The organism is Modestobacter italicus (assembly GCF_019799965.1).
GTDB lineage: Bacteria > Actinomycetota > Actinomycetes > Mycobacteriales > Geodermatophilaceae > Modestobacter > Modestobacter italicus_A.
Window position 1 is genome coordinate 52,015 of the sequence record NZ_JABGCJ010000002.1, and the last position, 16,940, is coordinate 68,954.

Sequence of the window (16,940 nt, forward strand, 5' to 3'; positions counted from 1 at the left end):
GCTGGTGCCGTTCGACCGTATGACTGGCAGTACCACCCAGCCCGCCCGCGGTGGACGACGATGAGCCCATGGCCGATCGAGGGGACTTCGCCGCACTGCTGCGTGCCTGGCGGGAACGTCTGCAACCCGCCGCGGTCGGGTTCCCCACCGGGCAGCGCCGCACCAAGGGGCTGCGGCGCGAAGAGGTCGCCCTGCTGGCCGGGGTGTCGGTCGACTACCTGGTCCGGCTCGAGCAGGGGCGCGCCGACCGACCCTCGGCGCAGGTCGTCGGCTCGCTCTCCCGGGTGCTCCAGCTGTCCGACCTCGAGCGCGACCAGCTGTACCTCGCCGCCGGCCTGCCGGCTCCGCTGCCCAGCGCCGTTCCCACGCACATCCCGGCCAGCGTGCAGCGGCTGCTCGCCCGCCTCCCGGACGTCGCGGTCGGCGTCTGGACGGCGCACTGGACCCTGCTGACCGCCAACGCGGCCTGGCGCGCCCTGCTGGGCGAGATGGAACCCGGCCTGAACCTGGTCGCCGCGGAGTTCGCCGGCCGCGCCCCGCAGGTCGTGTGGAGCGAAGGCGACCGGGAACGGCACAAACGGGCCCTCGTCGCCGACCTGCGCAGCGCACTGATCCGCTACCCGGACGACCCGTCCGCGCGGGCGCTGCTCGCCGACCTGCAGAACGACGCGCAGTTCGCCCAGCTGTGGGCCGAGGGCACGGTGGTCGAGCACCGGTTCCAGGCGAAGACCTTCGTGCACCCGCTCGTCGGCCAGGTGACGCTGGACTGCGACGTGTTCACCGTGCTCGGCACCGACCTGCGCATCGTCACCTACACGGCAGAACCGGGCACCGAGGACGCCTCCCGGTTCGACCTGGTCCGGACCCTGGGCACGGTCGAGGTCGCGGCGAACCGACCGCCCGGGTCCTGAGGTCGGGCGGTCGGGGCGGGCGTCAGGTGCCGGCGGGGTCCTCCGGCACGGTCGGCGGGATGATCCGCGGACCGGCCTCGTCCGGCCGGGGACGGTCCTGCCGGTGCAGGCGGATCGCGACCAGGGCCACGTCGTCCTCGGGTGTGGTCTCCACCAGCTGCTCGATGAGCCGGTCGCAGAGCTCGTCCAGCGGGAGGCCGGCGAGCTGTGCGGCGGCGGCGCGCAGCCGGCTCATGCCGTCGTCGAGGTCGGCGTCCCGGCGTTCGATCAGGCCGTCGGTGTAGAGCAGCACGGTGGTGTTGCGGTCCAGGCTGACGACCGAGTCGTTGCGCTGGGCGGTGGAGTCGACGCCGAGCATGAGGTCGCCCCGCCAGCTCGCCAGCTCGGCGACCGTGCCGTCGGGGTGGATGACCAGCGGCGGCGGGTGGCCCGCGTTGGCCCACCGCATCCGGGTGATCCCGCGTTCCAGGTCGTCCGGGCTCTGCTCGAAGCGGGCCAGCGCCGCGGTGGCGTAGGTGTGCAGCTGCAGCTGGGTCATCGCGGCGTCCAGCTGGGCCAGCAGCTGCGCCGGGCTCGCGTCCCCGGTGACGGCGATGCCCCGCAGCATGCTGCGCAGCTGCCCCATCGACGCCGCGGCCGTCGTGTCGTGGCCGACGACGTCGCCGATGACCAGCACCGTGGCGCCGTCGGGCTGCAGGAACGCGTCGTACCAGTCGCCGCCCACCCGGGCGGCCTCCGCGGCAGGGAGGTACCGGACGACGATCTCGGCGTGGTCGGGCTCCGGCGGCGCGGTGAGCATGCTGCGCTGCAGCTCCTCGGCCAGCCGCCGTTGCTGCTCGTACAACCGGGCGTTGTCCAGCGCCAGCCCGGCGCGCTCGGCCACCGCGGTCGCGGTGGCCACGTCGGCGGGGTCCACCGGCCGGTGCCGGTCGTGCCCCAGGGTCAGGGCGCCCAGCACCCGGTCCCGGCCACGGATCGGCAGCACGACCATGGCGGCGGGGGCGAGCACCTGCAGCATCTCGCGGGCGGTGCCCGTGGCCACCATGCCCAGCGCCGGGCCGGTCAGTTCCGCAGTGGTGACCGTGACGGGAGCGCCGGTGGTCAGCGCGCGCAGCACCGGAGCCGTCGTGGGGGACGACTCCTGGGCGGCGGCGCTGTAGCGGAACACCAGGGGCGTCTTCGCCGGGTCGGCGTGCCAGCCGCCGGCGTCCCGCAGGCCGCCGTCCTCGCCGAGCAACGTGACCGTCGCCCAGCTGGCCAACGCAGGCACCATCACCCGGGGGATGCGGCCCACGGCGGCCGGTGCGTTCAAGGTGCCGACCAGCTCGTCGCTGACCCGGGAGAGCAGCGCCAGCCGCTCGCCGGCCCGGCGACGGACGGTGACCTCGGTGACGTACAGCCACAGCCCCTGGGGGGTCGGTACGGCCTGCACCTCGAACCACTGGTTCAGCGGCTCGGGGTAGAACGCCTCCACGCTCTGCGGCTCCCGCGTGGTGACCGCCCGCCGGAAGGCGGCGCCGAACTCGTTGTCCACGTTGGCCGGGAACGCCGCCCAGTAGGACCGGCCGAGCAGGTCGTTGCGCGAGTACCCGACCATCCGCTCGGCCGCGGCGTTGATGAAGCGGACGGACCATTCGGTGTCGAGCTCGATCAGTCCGATCGGCATGGTCTCGAGCGTCTGCGCGTCGTCGGCCCCGGTGTCCTCGACCTCGCCGCCTGTGCGCCACCAGCGCGCCATTGCACCTCGTCACCCGGTCGAGTCGTGTTGCGAACTTGATGACTTTATCAAGTAGCTGGACGGTGCCTCGCTCGTACGATGACCGTCATGCCGTTCACTCCCGGTCGACCGTTGGCCGAGGCCAAGGCGGACCTCTTCAAGGCGCTCGCGCACCCCGCCCGGATCCGGGTGCTCGAGCTGCTGGCCGAGGGGGAGCAGACGGTGGGCGCGCTGGCCGAGGCCACCGGCCTGGAGCTGTCGCACCTCTCGCAGCAGGTCAGCGTGCTGCGCAAGGCCGGCATCGTGGACAGCCGGCGGGCGGGCAACAACGTGATCTGCAGGCTCTGCGATCCGCAGACCGCGGAACTGCTCGGGGTCGCTCGCCGGATGCTGACGGTCCACCTCCGGCAGGGGCAGGTGCTGCTCCAGGCACTGAGCGGCGCGGACGATGCGGTGGCGCTGGCTGACTCCGTCCGGGGGGCGTCGACCGCGTCGGAGGCCTGACCGGGCTCGCCGGGCTCCGCGCCGGTGCACGAGACTGCGGGGGTGGTGCGCACCGACGGCTCCAGCCGACCGCGGGTCGTCGTCCTCGGCGGGGGAGTGCTCGGGGTCTCGACCGCGGCCCAGGCGGCCGCCAAGGGCGCCCAGGTCACGCTCGTGACGGACGGCGCACTGGCCGGCGGCGCCTCCGGACGGTCGCTGGCCTGGCTGAACTCGGCCGGTGACTTCCCCGCCGAGTACCACCGCCTCCGGATGCTCGGCCTCGACCGGTACCGGGCGTTCGCCGCGCGCCCCGACTCGGCCGCGCGGGTCGCCCTCGACGGCGGTCTCCGCTGGGGCGACGGCGTCCGGGCCTCCTTCGAGCACCAGCGCGAGATCGGCTACCCGGCGCAGTGGCTGAGCCGTGCGGACGTCGCCGAGCGGCTTCCCGCGGTCGACGCCGGTGCCGTTCCGGACGGCGGTGCGCTGTTCAACCCGGACGAGGGCTGGGTGGACTTGCCGTCGCTGATCGACCAGCTCGCCCGCGATCTGGTCGCCGCCGGGGGAGCGGTGCGCACCGCCGCGGGCCGCTGCGAGGTCGTCGTCGCGGGCGGTCGGGTCACCGGCGTCCGCACCGGCTCCGGCGACGTCCTCGCCGCCGACGCCGTCCTGCTCGCCACCGGTGCCGCCGTCCCCGGGGCGCTGGCCGACCTCGGCGTCCGGGTCCCCGACGCCACCTCGAACGCGCTGCTGGTGCGGACGCCGAAGGTCGACCACGGCCTGCGCACGGTGCTGAACACCCCGCGGGTGGCGCTGCGCCCGGCTCCGGACGGCGCGCTGGTGATGGACGCCGCCTGGTCGGAGGCGGAGGTCGTGCGCCGGGACGACGGCACCTTCGACGTCCCCGATGCCACGGTGCAGGGCCTCCTGCACGAGGCGGCGCAGGTGCTCGCCGGGCGGCCGGAGCTCAGCTGTGCCTCCTACGGCGTCGGGCGCAAGCCGATCCCCGGTGACGGGCACCCGGTGCTCGGACCGGTGCCCGGGCTCGACGGCCTGCACGTCGCCTTCAGCCACAGCGGGGCGACCCTCGGGCTCGTCGCCGGTGAGCTCCTGGCCGGCGAGATCGTCGACGGAGCACCCAGCCCCCTGCTGGCCGCCTTCCGGCCCGCCCGGTTCGGCTGACCGGTCAGGACTCCTCGACGCTGGCGCCGGGCGCCCCCGCCAGGATCGCCCGCTCCAGCGCGCCGAAGCCGTACCGCACCGGCACCAGCACCCGTCGCGCCTCGCGCAGCTCGATCACGGCCAGCTGCCGAGAGGCCCGGCTCGGTCGCACCCGCAGCACGTCGTGCAGCGGCACCTCGGCAGAGCGGACGACGGTGCGCCACGTCAGCGTCGGGCCGTCGACCCGTACCTCGACGGCTGTGCGGACGCCCCACCAGTAGGCGTTCCAGCCGAACGCGGCGAGCCAGGCCGCGACGAAGAGGACCGGTGGCCCGTTCCCACCGACGGTGGCGACCACCAGACCCACGGCCGCGACGGAGAAGACGGCGAGGACCGCCAGCAGCAGCCAGCGCGCACCTCGCACCGGTCGGTAGACCACGGCGGACCTCCACTCGGGCCGGCGACCGGGTCCGGCGGCCGGGGCGTGCGCGAGACGACCAACACGTGCGACGGGGCCAGGGCCGAGTGGCCCTGGCCCCGCAGGGGAGGTCGGCGTCAGCCGACCGTGAAGCTGAAGTAGCCGCCGTTGTCGGCGGCGAGGGCCACCAGCACCACGAACAGCACGATGTCGACCAGGCCCAGCACGGTGCCGGCGATGGCCATGCCGCGGTGCGCAGCGCCGTGCTTGGCCTTGTTCAGTGCGACGAGGCCGAAGATGAGCGCCAGCGGGCCCAGGATGATCGAGAAGAAGACCAGGCCGACGAGCCCACACACCAGCGCCGCGATCGCCAGGCCGTTGCTGCTGCGGTTGGTCGGGGTGTTGCTGGAGGGAGCGGTCTGACTCGTGCTGTGGGTCATCGTCGTTCCTCTGCTCGGAAGGTGTCGGCGGTCTGCCGCGGCGGCCCCTTACCCAGCGTCAGTGTCGATCTAGTCACCGTTCACCCGATCGGGTGAACGGTGGGTCGAACAGGGTGCTGAACTGGACATCTCACGCACTGTCACCTCGCTCGGCCGTCACTCTGGGTTGTGAGCAACCGGTCGTCGGAGGCGGGATGGGCACGGTGCCCAAGCCAGACTGCGCGGCGGCACACCGTGCGGCACCCGGCGACGCCGGCCGCCGGGTGATCCGCCCCCTGGAGTTCACCGTCTGGGCATGGTGCTGAGGGTGCGCCCGGCTTAACGTTCTCCTCGTCCGCGGTCATCGGCGCCCCCGGGTGCCCACGGCGCGGGCGTGGACAGCTGGACGGCCACAGGGGGAACTGGTGCCTGACCTCGCGTTGCGGCAGCGGCCATGCGCCCGAGCGCGCCGCGGAGCCCGGGCATGAGCCCGCGGCACCGCCGTCCCTTCCCGAGCGGCCGCGGGATCGCCGTGACCGCCGGTGTCACCACCGCGCTCGTCGCCTTCCTGCCCGCCGCGGGCGCCGCCCCCGGCATGCACCCCGACTGGGAACCGGTGGTGGCCGGCGCCGAGACCGATGAGCCCCAGGGCTCGCTGTCCCGGCTGTTCGGCGGATCGACCCGGGTGGCCGGACCCGCCGACCCTGACCTGGACACCATGAGCTCCACCCCGGACGGCACCGGGGCCGACGACGGGTACGGCAGCGCCGACCTCGACCACGACCCCTCCGCGTCCGACCGGTCGGGCGCGAGCTCCCCGCTCGCGAGCAGCGGCATCCCGACCACGGCCATGGAGGCCTACACCGCCGCCGCCGAGGCCAACGCCGACTGCGGCATCTCCTGGACGCTGCTCGCCGCGATCGGCCGGGTGGAGTCGAACCACGGCCGCTTCGCCGGCGCCACCCTGCACACCGACGGGCTGTCGAGCCCGCCGATCATCGGCATCCCGCTGACCGGCAGCGGCGGGACCGCCCGGATCACCGACTCCGACGGTGGCCGCCTCGACGGCGACACCGTGCACGACCGCGCCGTCGGCCCGATGCAGTTCATCCCGACCACCTGGGCCGTCTACGGCGCCGACGGCAACGGTGACGGCCGCCGCGACCCGTTCAACATCCACGACGCCGCCGCGGCGGCCGGCGACTACCTGTGCGCCGCGGGCAAGGACCTGTCGACGCCGGCCGGCCAGGCCCGTGCCGTCTTCGCCTACAACCACTCCGACAGCTACGTCGCGTCGGTGCTGTCGCTGGCCGCCACCTACGCCGGGACGACGCCGCCGCGGGTGCCGACCCCGGCGGGCCCGGCGCCGCAGCTGCCGCCGGTCGACCCGTCCCGGCCGCCGGCGCTGCCGGAGCCGCCGGTGTCCGCGGCCGACCGCCCACCGGTGGTGGCGCCGGAGCAGCCTGCGCCGGAGCCGCCGGTGGTGGAGGAGCCCGCCCCGGAGCCGCCGGTCGAGGAGCCGCCGGTGGTGGAGCAGCCCGCGCCGGAGCCGCCTGTGGTGGAAGAGCCTGCGCCTGAGCCGCCGGTCGAGGAGCCGCCGGTCGAGGAGCCACCCGTTGCGGAGCCGCCGGTCGAGGAACCGGCTCCTGGGCCGACCCCGTGCGAGACCGCGGACCAGCCGGTGGCGGCGCTCACCGTCGACGTGGTCAACGGCACCGGTTCGCCCGAGGCCGCCGCGGAGGTGGTCACCCGGCTGACGGACGGCGGACTGACGATCGGCGAGGCGCGTGACTCCGCCGACGGCCCCGCCTCGGGGATCGCGTACCCGGAGAGCCTGGCGGCGGAGGCCCGCTCGCTGGCCGAGGCACTGGGCCTGACCGACCTGCTGCGGGTCGAGCCGGTCGAGCGGATCACCGTGGTGCTCGGCAGCAACGACTCCGCTGCGCTGGTCGAGGCCGTCCGGGCCTTCACCGGCCTGCCGTGCCCGACCGCCGAGCCGGCCGCTGAGGGGGAGTCGGCCGCTGGCGAGGCGAGCACCGAACCGGCGAGCACCGAACCGGCGAGCACCGAACCGGCGAGCGCCGAGCCGGCGAGCGCCGAGCCGGCCGGCGCGAACGGCTGACCGGCACCGGGTCGGTGACCGCGGGGGAGAGCCGGACGTTCTTCGGTGCCCGGGCCGCGGGGTGGGAGGAAAAGTTCCCCGACGACGGGCCGCGGTTCGAGCGGGCCGTCGCCGAGCTGGACGTGCAGCCGGGCGACGCCGTCCTGGACGCCGCCTGCGGCACCGGCCGCGCGCTGCCGGTGCTGCGCGACGCGACCGGCCCCGCGGGCGCCCTGGTGGGCCTGGACCTGACCCCGGAGATGCTCGGCGAGGCGCGGCGGAGGGGTCGCGATCGGCTCGCCGGGCTCGTGCAGGCGGACGTGACCGCGCTGCCGTTCCCTCCCGCGACGTTCGACGTCGTCTTCGCCTCCGGGCTGGTCTCGCACCTGCCCGACCCGGCAGCGGGACTCCAGGAGCTGGCGCGGGTCGCCCGCGCCGGGGCGCGGCTCGGGCTGTTCCACCCGGTCGGCCGGGCGGCGCTGGCCCGACGGCACGGCCGCGAGCTGAGCCCGGACGACGTCCGGGCCGAGCCGCGGATCCGGGCGCTGCTGGCCGCCGCCGGCTGGACCTGCACCGGCGTCGACGACGCCGAGGACCGCTGGCTGGTGCGCGCCGTCCGGCCCTGATGCCGGGCGCGACGCCACCCGGACCTGCCCGGGTCGACGGCCGCTGCGTGTCACCCTGTCCGGCGTGCGCCCGCCGACCCACCCCCGCCTGACGTGAGCGGCGCCCTGCTCGCCGCGCTGGTCGCCGGGCTGGGCGGCGCCGTCGCCGGCCGCGCCGTCGACTCGCTGGCGCTGGTCGCCCCCCGTCGGCCGACCACCGCGGACGGCCCGGTCGCGGTGCGCCTGGACTGGCGGGCCCGGGCCGCCGGAGCGCCGTGGCCGGAGCTGGCCGGGGCGCTGGGCGCTGCCGCGGTCACCCTCCGGTTCGGCTGGAGCGCGCAGCTGCCCGCCTGGCTGTGGTTCGTCGCGGTCGGCCTGCTGCTGGCCGTCGTCGACCTGCGCGAGCAGCTGCTGCCCAACCGGGTGCTGCTGCCCGGCCTCGCCGGCGGGGTGGCGCTGCTGGCGCTGGCTGCCGCCGTCGAGGGGGACTGGGCGGCATGGGGGCGCGCCCTGCTGGCCGGGGCAGCGGCCTTCGCGGTCCTGCTGGGGATGGCACTGGTCAGCCCGAGCGGCCTGGGCATGGGCGACGTCAAGCTGGCCGGGTTGCTCGGCCTCTTCCTGGGCTGGCTGGGGTGGCCGGTCGTCCTGGCCGGGTTCTTCCTCGGCTTCCTGCTCCAGGCGCTGGTCGGGCTGGGGCTGCTCGCCGCCCGGCGGGTGGGACGCAGCACGGGGCTGCCGTTCGGGCCCGCGCTGCTCGTCGGCGCCCTGCTCGCGGCGTTGCTCTCGGGGGAGTGGGCGCTGCCGCCCTCCTGACCCGCGGCCGTGCGTCACCCGACCGGGTGAGCCCGCCGGGGCCGGGCTGCTGAGTAGGTCGTGCATGGTCGATCAACGGAGGGAAGACCGCGACCCGGGTCAACCGACCCGCTCAGCCGACGGTCGGTCCCCCAGGAGATCACGTTGGTCAGCCTGTTCCAGACGCTGCACACCCTGTCCTTCGTCACCGCCGACCGCGTCGCGGACCGGCTGCGGACGGTCAAGGTGGAGAAGGGCGCCTCCGCCGTCGAGTACGCGATCCTCGTCGGTGCCATCGCCCTGGTGGTCGCGGCTGCCGTCCTGGTCTTCGGCAACAAGCTGAAGGCCCTCTTCGACGGCATCTCCCTGCCGACGTCGACGACGGCGCCCGCCCCCAAGAGCTGACCCGTCCACTCCCGCCCCCTCGACAGGAGCAGCTCCGTGCCCGGACGCCCCGCCCGGCTCCGCCGCCGTCCCGGTCGCCGGCTCCTCGGCGAGCGGGGCGCGGCGGCGGTCGAGTTCGCGCTGGTCGTGCCCGTGCTGCTGCTCCTCCTCGTGGGGATCATGGAGTTCAGCAAGGCCTTCAACACCCAGGCCACGCTGTCGGCGGCCGCCCGCGAGGGCGCTCGCACCGTCGCCACGGCGGGTACGGCCGTGTCGGCGCTGTCGATCGTGCAGTCGGCGGCCGGGACGCTCGGCATCCCCACGTCCGCCATCAGCATCACCCCGCTCACTTGCGTGGGCGCGCCGGCCGGCACCACCGTGACGGTGACCGTCACCCACCGCCAGACGTTCCTCGGCGGGGTGCTCGGCTCCTCGGGGGTCACCCTGACCGGACGGGCGGCCATGCGATGCGGCTGACCTCCCGGCTGCTGCGCCGGCTCACCCCGACGCGGCTGGCCGACGAGCGTGGCGCGGTGGCCGTGATGGTGGCGATCATGCTCGTGCCGCTGCTCGGGTTCGCCGCCATCGCGGTCGACGTCGCCTCGCTGTACGCCGACCGCGAGCAGCTCCGCAACGCCGCCGACTCCGCGGCCCTGGCCGTCGCCACCGACTGCGCGCGGGGCGCCTGTGCCAACCCCGTCGCGACCGCGACCGCCGCGCTCACCGCGAACGCCGGCGCCGCGGACGCGGCCGGCGCCACCCTGCGCACCCCCGACGTCGCCCTCACCGGCAACACGGTCACCGTGACGGTGAGCGCCGACCAGGCGCACTGGTTCGCCCCGGTGCTCGGCATCGACTCCACCCGGGTCACCGCGACCGCCACGGCCACCTGGCGGGCGATGTCGACGGGTGTCGCCCAGCTGCCGCTGGCGATCTCCTGGTGCGAGTACAAGCAGCAGATCGCCAAGTACCCGCTGACCAGCACGGTCTCGCGCCGGCTGGACTGGGAGCTCGGCTGGCTCTCGCTGTGCACCGGACCCACGGGCGGGCTCATCTTCGGCGGTGGGCACGCGCTCACCGGAACCGACACCTCGACCGTGTGCCGGGCGACGTCCTCGGTGGGCCAGTTCATCGACATCAGCATCTGGAGCAGCGTGCTGCCCAACCGCTGCTCGGCGACCCACCTGGACAGCCTCATCGGCAGCGACCTGCAGATCCCCGTCTGGGACTACGTCGACGGCTGGCTGTTCGGCGGCATCCGCGCCCACGTCCACGGCTACGCGCTCTTCCACCTCACCGGCTACCAGCTCACCGTCGGCGAGCCGGTCTTCTACGGCTACTTCACCCGCGCCGTCGTCGCGGGCGCCCCGACCGGCAGCACCGGCACCGCGCCGGCGGCCGACCTGGGCGCCACCTCCATCAGCCTCTCTCCTCAGGGATGACCACCATGCGTCGCGTCCTCGCCGCCCTCGCGGCCCTCGCCCTGGCGGCCTTCGGCGCCGTCGTCCTGATCAGCTACGTCCGGGGCGCCGACGCCCGCGCCGAGGCCGGCGCCGTCCTGGTCCCGGTGCTCGTGGCGGAGCAGGACGTCCCGGCCGGCACCCCGGCCGAGGACGTCGCCGACCTGGTGACCACCGCGGAGGTGCCCAGTCGCCTGGTCGTCACCGGCTCGGTCGAGGACCTCGCCGACGTCGCCGGCCTGACCACGACCACCGCCCTGGTGAAGGGCGAGCAGCTGGTGTTCGCCCGCTTCGCCGACCCGTCCGTGCAGGCCGCCGCCAGCGGGGTCGTCGAGGTCCCGGCGGGCACCGAGGAGGTGAGCCTGACCCTCGAGCCGCAGCGCGCGGTGGGCGGCGCGCTGGCCGCCGGCGACCGGATCGGGGTGTTCATCAGCCAGGGCGACCCGACCACCACCGACCTCGCGGTCGGCGAGGTCCTGGTGACCCGGGTGGACGGCGCCGACGCCGGGACGGCGGCGATGACCGGGGTGGCGCAGACGGTCACGGTGACGCTGGCCCTCACCCCGGAACAGGCCGCCCTGGTCATCGCCGGGATGGAGCGGGGCGCGGTGTGGCTGTCGCTCCAGCAGCCGGCCGATCCTGCCGACACCTCTGTGGACAGCACCACCACGAGCACGGGAGCAGACCAGTGAGCACGGTCCTGACCATCGGCGCCGACGCCGACCTCGTCGCCCGGTTCGCCGAGGCCGGCGGCGGCGACGTCGTCGCCCTCGGGGTCGACGCGCTGGCCCACGGCGCCCTGCTCCGCCACCTGGCCGGGCCGGAGGCCCCGCAGCTGGTCGTGCTGGGGCCCGAGGTCCCGCTGGAGGACTCCTTCGCCATCGCCGGGCAGGTCGACGGCGCGGCACCGGACACCAGCGTCGTCGTCGTCGCCTTCGCCGACCCCGAGCTCTGGCTCGAGGCGATGCGCGCCGGCGTCCGCGACGTCCTCTCCCCGCACGCCGGGCCCGGCGACGTCGCCGCGGTGCTGGCCCGGGCAGCTGCCCGGGCCGAGACCCGCCGGGCGGCGTCGACGGCCGTGACCAGCCTCCCCACCCGCCGGGTGGTGGTCGTCGCCTCGCCCAAGGGCGGGGTCGGCAAGACCACCGTCGCCACCAACCTGGCCGTCGGACTGGCCGCCGCCGAGCCCGGCTCGACCGTGCTGGTCGACCTGGACGTGCAGTTCGGGGACGTCGCCAGCGCGTTGGCCCTGGCGCCGGAGTTCACCCTCCCGGACACCGTGCGCGGCGCGGCCGGCAACGACCCGCTCGTGCTCAAGACCTTCCTCACCCGGCACTCGTCCGGCCTGCACGTGGTCGCCGGCAGCGACTCACCGGCAGCCGGCGACGCGGTCACCCCGGCCGAGGTCGCCCGCCTGGTCGACATGCTCAGCGGGGAGTTCCGGTACGTGGTGCTCGACACCGCGCCGGGGCTGACCGACCACACGCTGACCGCCCTGGAGCGGGCCACCGACCTGGTGCTCATCGGCAGCATGGACGTCCCCGGCGTCCGCGGCCTGCGCAAGGAGCTGGACGTGCTCGCCGAGCTGCAGCTGGTGCCCGCCGGCCGCCACCTGGTGCTCAACGGCGCCGGCTCCTCCGGTGGCCTCGCCCTGGCCGACGTCGAGCGGACCGTCGGTGCCCCGCTGGACCTCGTGCTGCCGCGGCACGACGCCGTCCCGCTGTCGACGAACACCGGCGTCCCGCTGCTGGTCAAGGGCGGCAAGGACCCGGTCACCCGCGGGCTCCGGTCGCTGGTCGCCCGGCTCGCGCCCCGGACGGCGGACGGGCAGGGCCGGCGCGGACGCCGCCGGGTCGGTGCCCGGTGAGCCTCAGCGCCCGGCTCGCGCTGGTCCGCGGTGACGCCGCGCCCCAGCCCGATCCCGCCGGAGCCCGGCCCGACGCCGGGGACGACGTCGTGGTCCGGGTCGTCGGCCGCCCCGCCCCGCCGCCCACCGGCCTGGCGTCCCGGCTCGCCGGCACGACCGGGGGCCACCCCGGCGCCGCCGCCCGCCCCGCGGCTGGCGCCGACACCCTCACCCAGCTCAAGGACCGGGCCAGCCGCGCCCTGTTCGAGCGGCTCGGCGGCAAGCTGTCCGACGCCGACATCCCCGACGAGCAGCTGCACGCCCTGGTGCGGGCCGACCTCCAGCGCGTCATCGCCCACGAGCCGACGCCGCTGTCGGAGGAGGACCGGCGGCGGCTGATCCACGAGCTCACCGACGAGGTGCTGGGCTACGGGCCGCTGCAGCCGCTGCTGGACGACCCGGACGTCACCGAGGTGATGGTCAACGGCCCGGACACCGTCTACGTGGAGCGCAGCGGCCGCATCGTCCGCACCGCCGCCGGGTTCGCCGACGAGCAGCACCTGCGCCGGGTCATCGAGCGCATCGTGTCGCGGGTCGGCCGGCGGATCGACGAGTCCTCGCCGCTGGTCGACGCCCGGCTGCCCGACGGCTCACGGGTCAACGCGATCATCCCGCCGCTGGCCTTCAGCGGCTCGTCCCTGACCATCCGCAAGTTCGCCCGCCGGCCACTGGAGATCACCGACCTGATCGCCGGCGGCACGCTGAGCGCGGACATGGCCGAGCTGCTGCGCGCCTGCGTGGCCGCCCGGCTCAACGTCATCGTCTCCGGCGGCACGGGCACCGGGAAGACGACGCTGCTCAACGTGCTCTCCTCCTTCATCCCCGAGGGCGAGCGGATCATCACCATCGAGGACGCCGTCGAGCTGCAGCTCCAGCAGGAGCACGTCGTCCGGCTGGAGTCCCGCCCGGCCAACATCGAGGGCAAGGGCGCGATCAGCATCCGCGACCTGGTCCGCAACTCGCTGCGCATGCGACCGGACCGGATCATCGTCGGCGAGGTCCGGGGCGGCGAGAGCCTGGACATGCTGCAGGCGATGAACACCGGCCACGACGGCTCGCTGTCCACGGTGCACGCCAACTCCCCGCGCGACGCCGTCGCCCGGCTGGAGACGCTGGTGCTGATGGCCGGGATGGACCTCCCGCTGCGCGCCGTGCGGGAGCAGGTCACCTCGGCCGTCGACGTGATCGTCCAGGTGTCCCGGCTGCGGGACGGCAGCCGGCGGATCACCCGCGTCACCGAGGTGCTCGGCCTGGAGGGCGACACGGTCACGCTGCAGGACGTCTTCGTCTTCGACCACTCCGCCGGCAGCGACCCAGCCGCCGGCGGCGATGCGGACGGGCGGGAGCCCGGCCGGGCGGTGCCCACCGGCATCCGGCCGCGGTTCCTCGAGCGGTTCGCCGAGCGCGGGGTCAGCGTCCCGCCGCGGGTGCTGGGGGTGCCGCACCTGGCGCCGGTCCGGGGCGGCAGCCGATGAGCCCGCTCGTCTGGGCCGGCGTCGCCGCCTCCGCGCTCGCCCTCGCGCTGCTGGTCGCGCTGGTCGCGGTGCCGCGGCGTCCCCGGGTGGAGATCACCCGGCTGGACCCGACGGCGGCCCCGGTGCTGCGCGGCCGGCCGGCGCTCGCCGCGGCGGCGCACCGGTTCGGTGACCGCACGCTGCGCCGGATCGGTCGCCGCGACGCGCTGGCCGCCGCGCTGGAGCGGGCCGGCGTCCACCGGTCACCGGCCCAGGTGTTCGGGCTGGTCGTCGCCGGCGCGCTGGTGGGCGACGTCGTCGGTGGCCTGGCCTCCGGCCTGCTGGGCGGTCTCCTCCTCGCGCTGGTCGCCCCGCTCGCCGCGGTGGTCACCCTCGAGGTGCGCAGCCGCCGCCGGCGGACCGCCTTCGCCGAGCAGCTCGACGACACACTGCGGCTCATGGCCAGCAGCCTCCGGGCCGGCCACAGCGTCCTGCGGGCGCTGGAGGCCGTCTCCCACGACGGCGCGGTGCCCACGAGCGAGGAGTTCGCCCGGGTGCTCAACGAGGTCCGGGTCGGACGGGACGTCGTCCTCGCCCTGGAGGAGGTCGCCGAGCGGATGCGCAGCGACGACTTCGCCTGGATCGCCCAGGCGGTGGCGATCCACCGCGAGGTCGGGGGCAACCTGGCCGAGGTGCTCGACCGGGTCGGGGCCACCATCCGCGACCGCGGCCAGCTCCGCCGCCAGGCGCAGGCGCTGTCGGCGGAGGGACGCGCCTCGGCCGTCGTCCTGCTCGCGCTGCCGGTCGTCGTGGGCGGGGCGATGGCCCTGGTGTCACCGACCTACATCGGCCGGCTCGTCGACGACGCCACCGGGCTGGCGCTGCTGGGCACGGCCGTGCTGCTCATGGTGGTCGGCGCGCTGTGGGTGCGCCGCGTCGTGACGGTGACGTTCTGATGCCCGCGCTCGTGTGGGTCGCGGTCGCCGCGCTCGTCCTCCCGTTCGCCGTCCTGGCCCAGCTCACGCTGACCCGGGCCGGGAAGGCCGGGGTCGTCGCCCGGCAGAACCTCACCCGTGGCCTGGTCACGCCCGCCTTCGAGGTCGGCACCCTGGAGGCGCGGGGCACCGGTGCCGGCGCGGTCCTGCGCGCCCTGACCCCCGAGTCGGCGGCCCGCCGGATCCGCCGCATGATCGACGTCGCCGGCCGGCCGGCGAGCTTCACGATGACCCGGGTGCTGTGGGCCAAGCTCGGGCTCGCCGCCGCGACCGCACTGGTCGGCGGACTGGTGGTGGTCGAGGCGCCCGGTCTCCCGGCCGGGCTGGCCGCCGTGCTGGCCGTGCTGGCCGCCTACCACGTCCCCGAGGCCGCGCTGTGGGGCCGCGGCCAGGAACGGCAGCAGGTCATCGCCCGCGAGCTGCCCGACGTGCTGGACCAGATGACGATCGCGGTGGAGGCCGGGCTCGGCTTCGAGGCGGCGCTGTCCCGGGCGGCGACCACCGGCCGGGGTGCGCTCGCGGAGGAGCTGGTGCGCACCCAGCACGACATCGCCGCCGGCCGGCCGCGGCGCGCCGCCTACGAGGCGCTGGCCGCCCGCACCCGGGTCCCCGACCTGCGCCGTTTCGTCGGCGCGGTGAACCAGGCCGACGTCTACGGCATCCCGCTCGCCGACGTGCTGCGGGTGCAGGCCGACGAGATGCGCGTGCGGCGCCGTCAGCGCGCCGAGGAGCAGGCGATGAAGGTGCCGGTCAAGGTCACCTTCCCGCTGATGGTGTGCATCCTGCCGGCGCTGATGATCGTGGTCGTCGGCCCCGCCGTGCTGGGGCTGATGGAGTCCCTGGGCTGACCCACGCAGGTCGGCCCGCGGCTCAGAGCGAGTCGATCGGCAGTCCCACGTAGAGCATGCCGATCAGCTCGCCGGTGGGGGAGTGCACCCCCGCGTAGGCGGTGAAGTAGGGCTTGCCGGCGACGGTGGCCGGGCCGGTGTACATCTGCCCGGAGAGCACCGTGGCCAGCACCGGGTTGGGCGAGCCGGTGACGTCGGTGCGCGCCAGGTAGGTGCCGACGTTGCGGCGCCCCTGCGGGTTCACCACGGTGGTCGCTACCCGCACCATGCTGCCCTCGGCGTCCAGGCGCTGGAACAGCGTGCAGCTGCCGCCCACCGCGGCCACCACGGCGTCGACCAGCCGCGACGGGCGGTTCGGGTCCTCGTTCCACGGCAGCACCTCGTCGCCCAGCAGCAGCTCGGGCAGCTGCGCGGTGTGCGCGGAGCCGCTGGCCTGCTCCTTCACCGTGTGCGCCCGCAGCTCGTCGCCGAGCGCGGCGCCGCCCTCGTCGTCCAGCAGGTCCTGGGCCAGGGAGAGCGCGCGGCGCACGTAGACCAGCCGCTGGCTGTCGGCCAGCTGCGCGACGGCCTCGGTGATGCGGGCCGAGCCGCTGGCCGCCCGGTCGACGTTGTCCACCACCCGGTCGGCGGCGTCCCGCTGCTGGTCCACGGCGGCGGCGATGGAATCCTGCGCCTCGGCGATCGAGCCCAGCGTGCCGCTGATCCGCTGGATGACCTCCACGGCCTGACGGGTCTCGGCCTGCACCGCGCCGATCTGGGCGCCGATGTCCTCGGCGGCCTGCGCCGTCCGGCCGGCCAGCTGCTTGACCTCATCGGCCACGACGGCGAAGCCCCGGCCGACCTCGCCCGCGCGCGCGGCCTCGACGTAGGCGTTCAGCGCCAGGAAACGGCTCTGCTGGCTGATCGCGGAGATCAGCTGCACGATCTCGGTGATCGCCGCACTGGCGTTCTGCAGTGCGGCGATCCGCTCGTCGACCGCCTGCGCGTCCTGCACCGCGACCTCGGCGATCGAGGAAGCGCGGCTGGTGCTGGCGGAGATGTCACCGATCGCGGCGCGCAGCTCGGCGAGGGACTCGGCGGCCTGGCGAGAGGTGTCGGAGACCTCCCGGCTGGCCTGGGACAGCACCCCCGCCTGCTGGGCGGCGGTCTCCATGCTGGCGTCCTGCTCGACCCGCCGGTGCGGCCGCGGCGCCGCCACGGCGGAGCGCGGCTGCGGCACCTCGCCCGCGACCACCGGTGCGGTGACCGCGGGGGCAGTGCTCCGTGTGGCTGACCAGCGCACGAGTCGA

Annotated in this window: 18 protein-coding genes; 14 read left to right on the forward strand and 4 right to left on the reverse strand. The window is 75.4% G+C overall.

The window, feature by feature from the left end; all coding sequences use genetic code 11:
- Positions 1 to 68 precede the first annotated feature (68 nt).
- Positions 69 to 911, forward strand: a complete 843-nt coding sequence (locus HLA93_RS04250) for a helix-turn-helix transcriptional regulator (protein WP_222193062.1) — start codon at positions 69 to 71, stop codon at positions 909 to 911.
- A 22-nt stretch (positions 912 to 933) separates the two neighbouring features.
- Here HLA93_RS04250 and HLA93_RS04255 read toward each other — a convergent pair whose 3' ends face one another.
- Positions 934 to 2,649, reverse strand: a complete 1,716-nt coding sequence (locus tag HLA93_RS04255; RefSeq protein ID WP_222193063.1) for a SpoIIE family protein phosphatase — start codon at positions 2,647 to 2,649, stop codon at positions 934 to 936.
- An 87-nt stretch (positions 2,650 to 2,736) separates the two neighbouring features.
- Between HLA93_RS04255 and HLA93_RS04260 the strand changes: the two genes are divergently transcribed.
- Entirely contained in the window at positions 2,737 to 3,132 is a 396-nt protein-coding gene (locus HLA93_RS04260; protein WP_222193064.1) for an ArsR/SmtB family transcription factor, read from the forward strand.
- A gap of 24 nt (positions 3,133 to 3,156) precedes the next feature.
- Positions 3,157 to 4,290, forward strand: coding sequence for an NAD(P)/FAD-dependent oxidoreductase (locus HLA93_RS04265; protein ID WP_308127936.1), 1,134 nt, complete (start codon positions 3,157 to 3,159; stop codon positions 4,288 to 4,290).
- Between the two features lie 4 nt (positions 4,291 to 4,294).
- Here the strand turns inward: HLA93_RS04265 and HLA93_RS04270 are convergent, their stop codons facing one another.
- A complete protein-coding gene (locus HLA93_RS04270) occupies positions 4,295 to 4,708 on the reverse strand; it encodes a hypothetical protein (RefSeq protein WP_222193065.1) in 414 nt (137 codons plus the stop codon).
- Positions 4,709 to 4,824: 116 nt separating this feature from the next.
- On the reverse strand, positions 4,825 to 5,127 hold the full coding sequence (locus HLA93_RS04275) for a DUF4190 domain-containing protein (protein WP_222193066.1): 303 nt from the start codon (positions 5,125 to 5,127) through the stop codon (positions 4,825 to 4,827).
- 463 nt (positions 5,128 to 5,590) lie between these two features.
- Here HLA93_RS04275 and HLA93_RS04280 point away from each other — a divergent pair, with 463 nt between their 5' ends.
- The 11 genes from HLA93_RS04280 (at position 5,591) to HLA93_RS04330 (ending at position 15,651) form a co-directional block, all read left to right on the forward strand.
- Positions 5,591 to 7,228, forward strand: coding sequence for a lytic murein transglycosylase (locus HLA93_RS04280; RefSeq protein ID WP_222193067.1), 1,638 nt, complete (start codon positions 5,591 to 5,593; stop codon positions 7,226 to 7,228).
- Between the two features lie 14 nt (positions 7,229 to 7,242).
- On the forward strand, positions 7,243 to 7,833 hold the full coding sequence (locus HLA93_RS04285) for a class I SAM-dependent methyltransferase (protein WP_222193068.1): 591 nt from the start codon (positions 7,243 to 7,245) through the stop codon (positions 7,831 to 7,833).
- 93 nt (positions 7,834 to 7,926) lie between these two features.
- On the forward strand, positions 7,927 to 8,625 hold the full coding sequence (locus tag HLA93_RS04290) for an A24 family peptidase (RefSeq protein WP_308127937.1): 699 nt from the start codon (positions 7,927 to 7,929) through the stop codon (positions 8,623 to 8,625).
- Between the two features lie 144 nt (positions 8,626 to 8,769).
- The gene (locus HLA93_RS04295) at positions 8,770 to 9,009 is read left to right on the forward strand and encodes a Flp family type IVb pilin (protein ID WP_222193069.1); all 240 of its coding nucleotides are present in this window, start codon (positions 8,770 to 8,772) and stop codon (positions 9,007 to 9,009) included.
- A 36-nt stretch (positions 9,010 to 9,045) separates the two neighbouring features.
- Complete coding sequence (locus tag HLA93_RS04300) at positions 9,046 to 9,465, forward strand: TadE/TadG family type IV pilus assembly protein (RefSeq protein ID WP_222193070.1); 420 nt, start codon at positions 9,046 to 9,048, stop codon at positions 9,463 to 9,465.
- On the forward strand, positions 9,456 to 10,430 hold the full coding sequence (locus tag HLA93_RS04305; RefSeq protein WP_222193071.1) for a pilus assembly protein TadG-related protein: 975 nt from the start codon (positions 9,456 to 9,458) through the stop codon (positions 10,428 to 10,430). The genes HLA93_RS04300 and HLA93_RS04305 overlap by 10 nt, the downstream gene beginning before the upstream one ends.
- The gene (gene cpaB, locus HLA93_RS04310) at positions 10,427 to 11,140 is read left to right on the forward strand and encodes a Flp pilus assembly protein CpaB (protein WP_222193072.1); all 714 of its coding nucleotides are present in this window, start codon (positions 10,427 to 10,429) and stop codon (positions 11,138 to 11,140) included. The genes HLA93_RS04305 and cpaB overlap by 4 nt, the downstream gene beginning before the upstream one ends.
- Positions 11,137 to 12,315, forward strand: a complete 1,179-nt coding sequence (locus tag HLA93_RS04315; protein ID WP_222193073.1) for an AAA family ATPase — start codon at positions 11,137 to 11,139, stop codon at positions 12,313 to 12,315. Before cpaB ends, HLA93_RS04315 begins: the two co-directional genes overlap by 4 nt.
- Positions 12,312 to 13,829, forward strand: a complete 1,518-nt coding sequence (locus HLA93_RS04320; protein WP_308127938.1) for a CpaF family protein — start codon at positions 12,312 to 12,314, stop codon at positions 13,827 to 13,829. Before HLA93_RS04315 ends, HLA93_RS04320 begins: the two co-directional genes overlap by 4 nt.
- A complete protein-coding gene (locus HLA93_RS04325; RefSeq protein ID WP_222193074.1) occupies positions 13,826 to 14,764 on the forward strand; it encodes a type II secretion system F family protein in 939 nt (312 codons plus the stop codon). Before HLA93_RS04320 ends, HLA93_RS04325 begins: the two co-directional genes overlap by 4 nt.
- On the forward strand, positions 14,764 to 15,651 hold the full coding sequence (locus HLA93_RS04330) for a type II secretion system F family protein (protein ID WP_222193075.1): 888 nt from the start codon (positions 14,764 to 14,766) through the stop codon (positions 15,649 to 15,651). Before HLA93_RS04325 ends, HLA93_RS04330 begins: the two co-directional genes overlap by 1 nt.
- A gap of 22 nt (positions 15,652 to 15,673) precedes the next feature.
- Here HLA93_RS04330 and HLA93_RS04335 read toward each other — a convergent pair whose 3' ends face one another.
- Positions 15,674 to 16,933: a Cache 3/Cache 2 fusion domain-containing protein gene (locus HLA93_RS04335; RefSeq protein ID WP_308127939.1), complete on the reverse strand. Its 1,260-nt coding sequence runs from the start codon at positions 16,931 to 16,933 to the stop codon at positions 15,674 to 15,676.
- Positions 16,934 to 16,940: the final 7 nt, after the last annotated feature.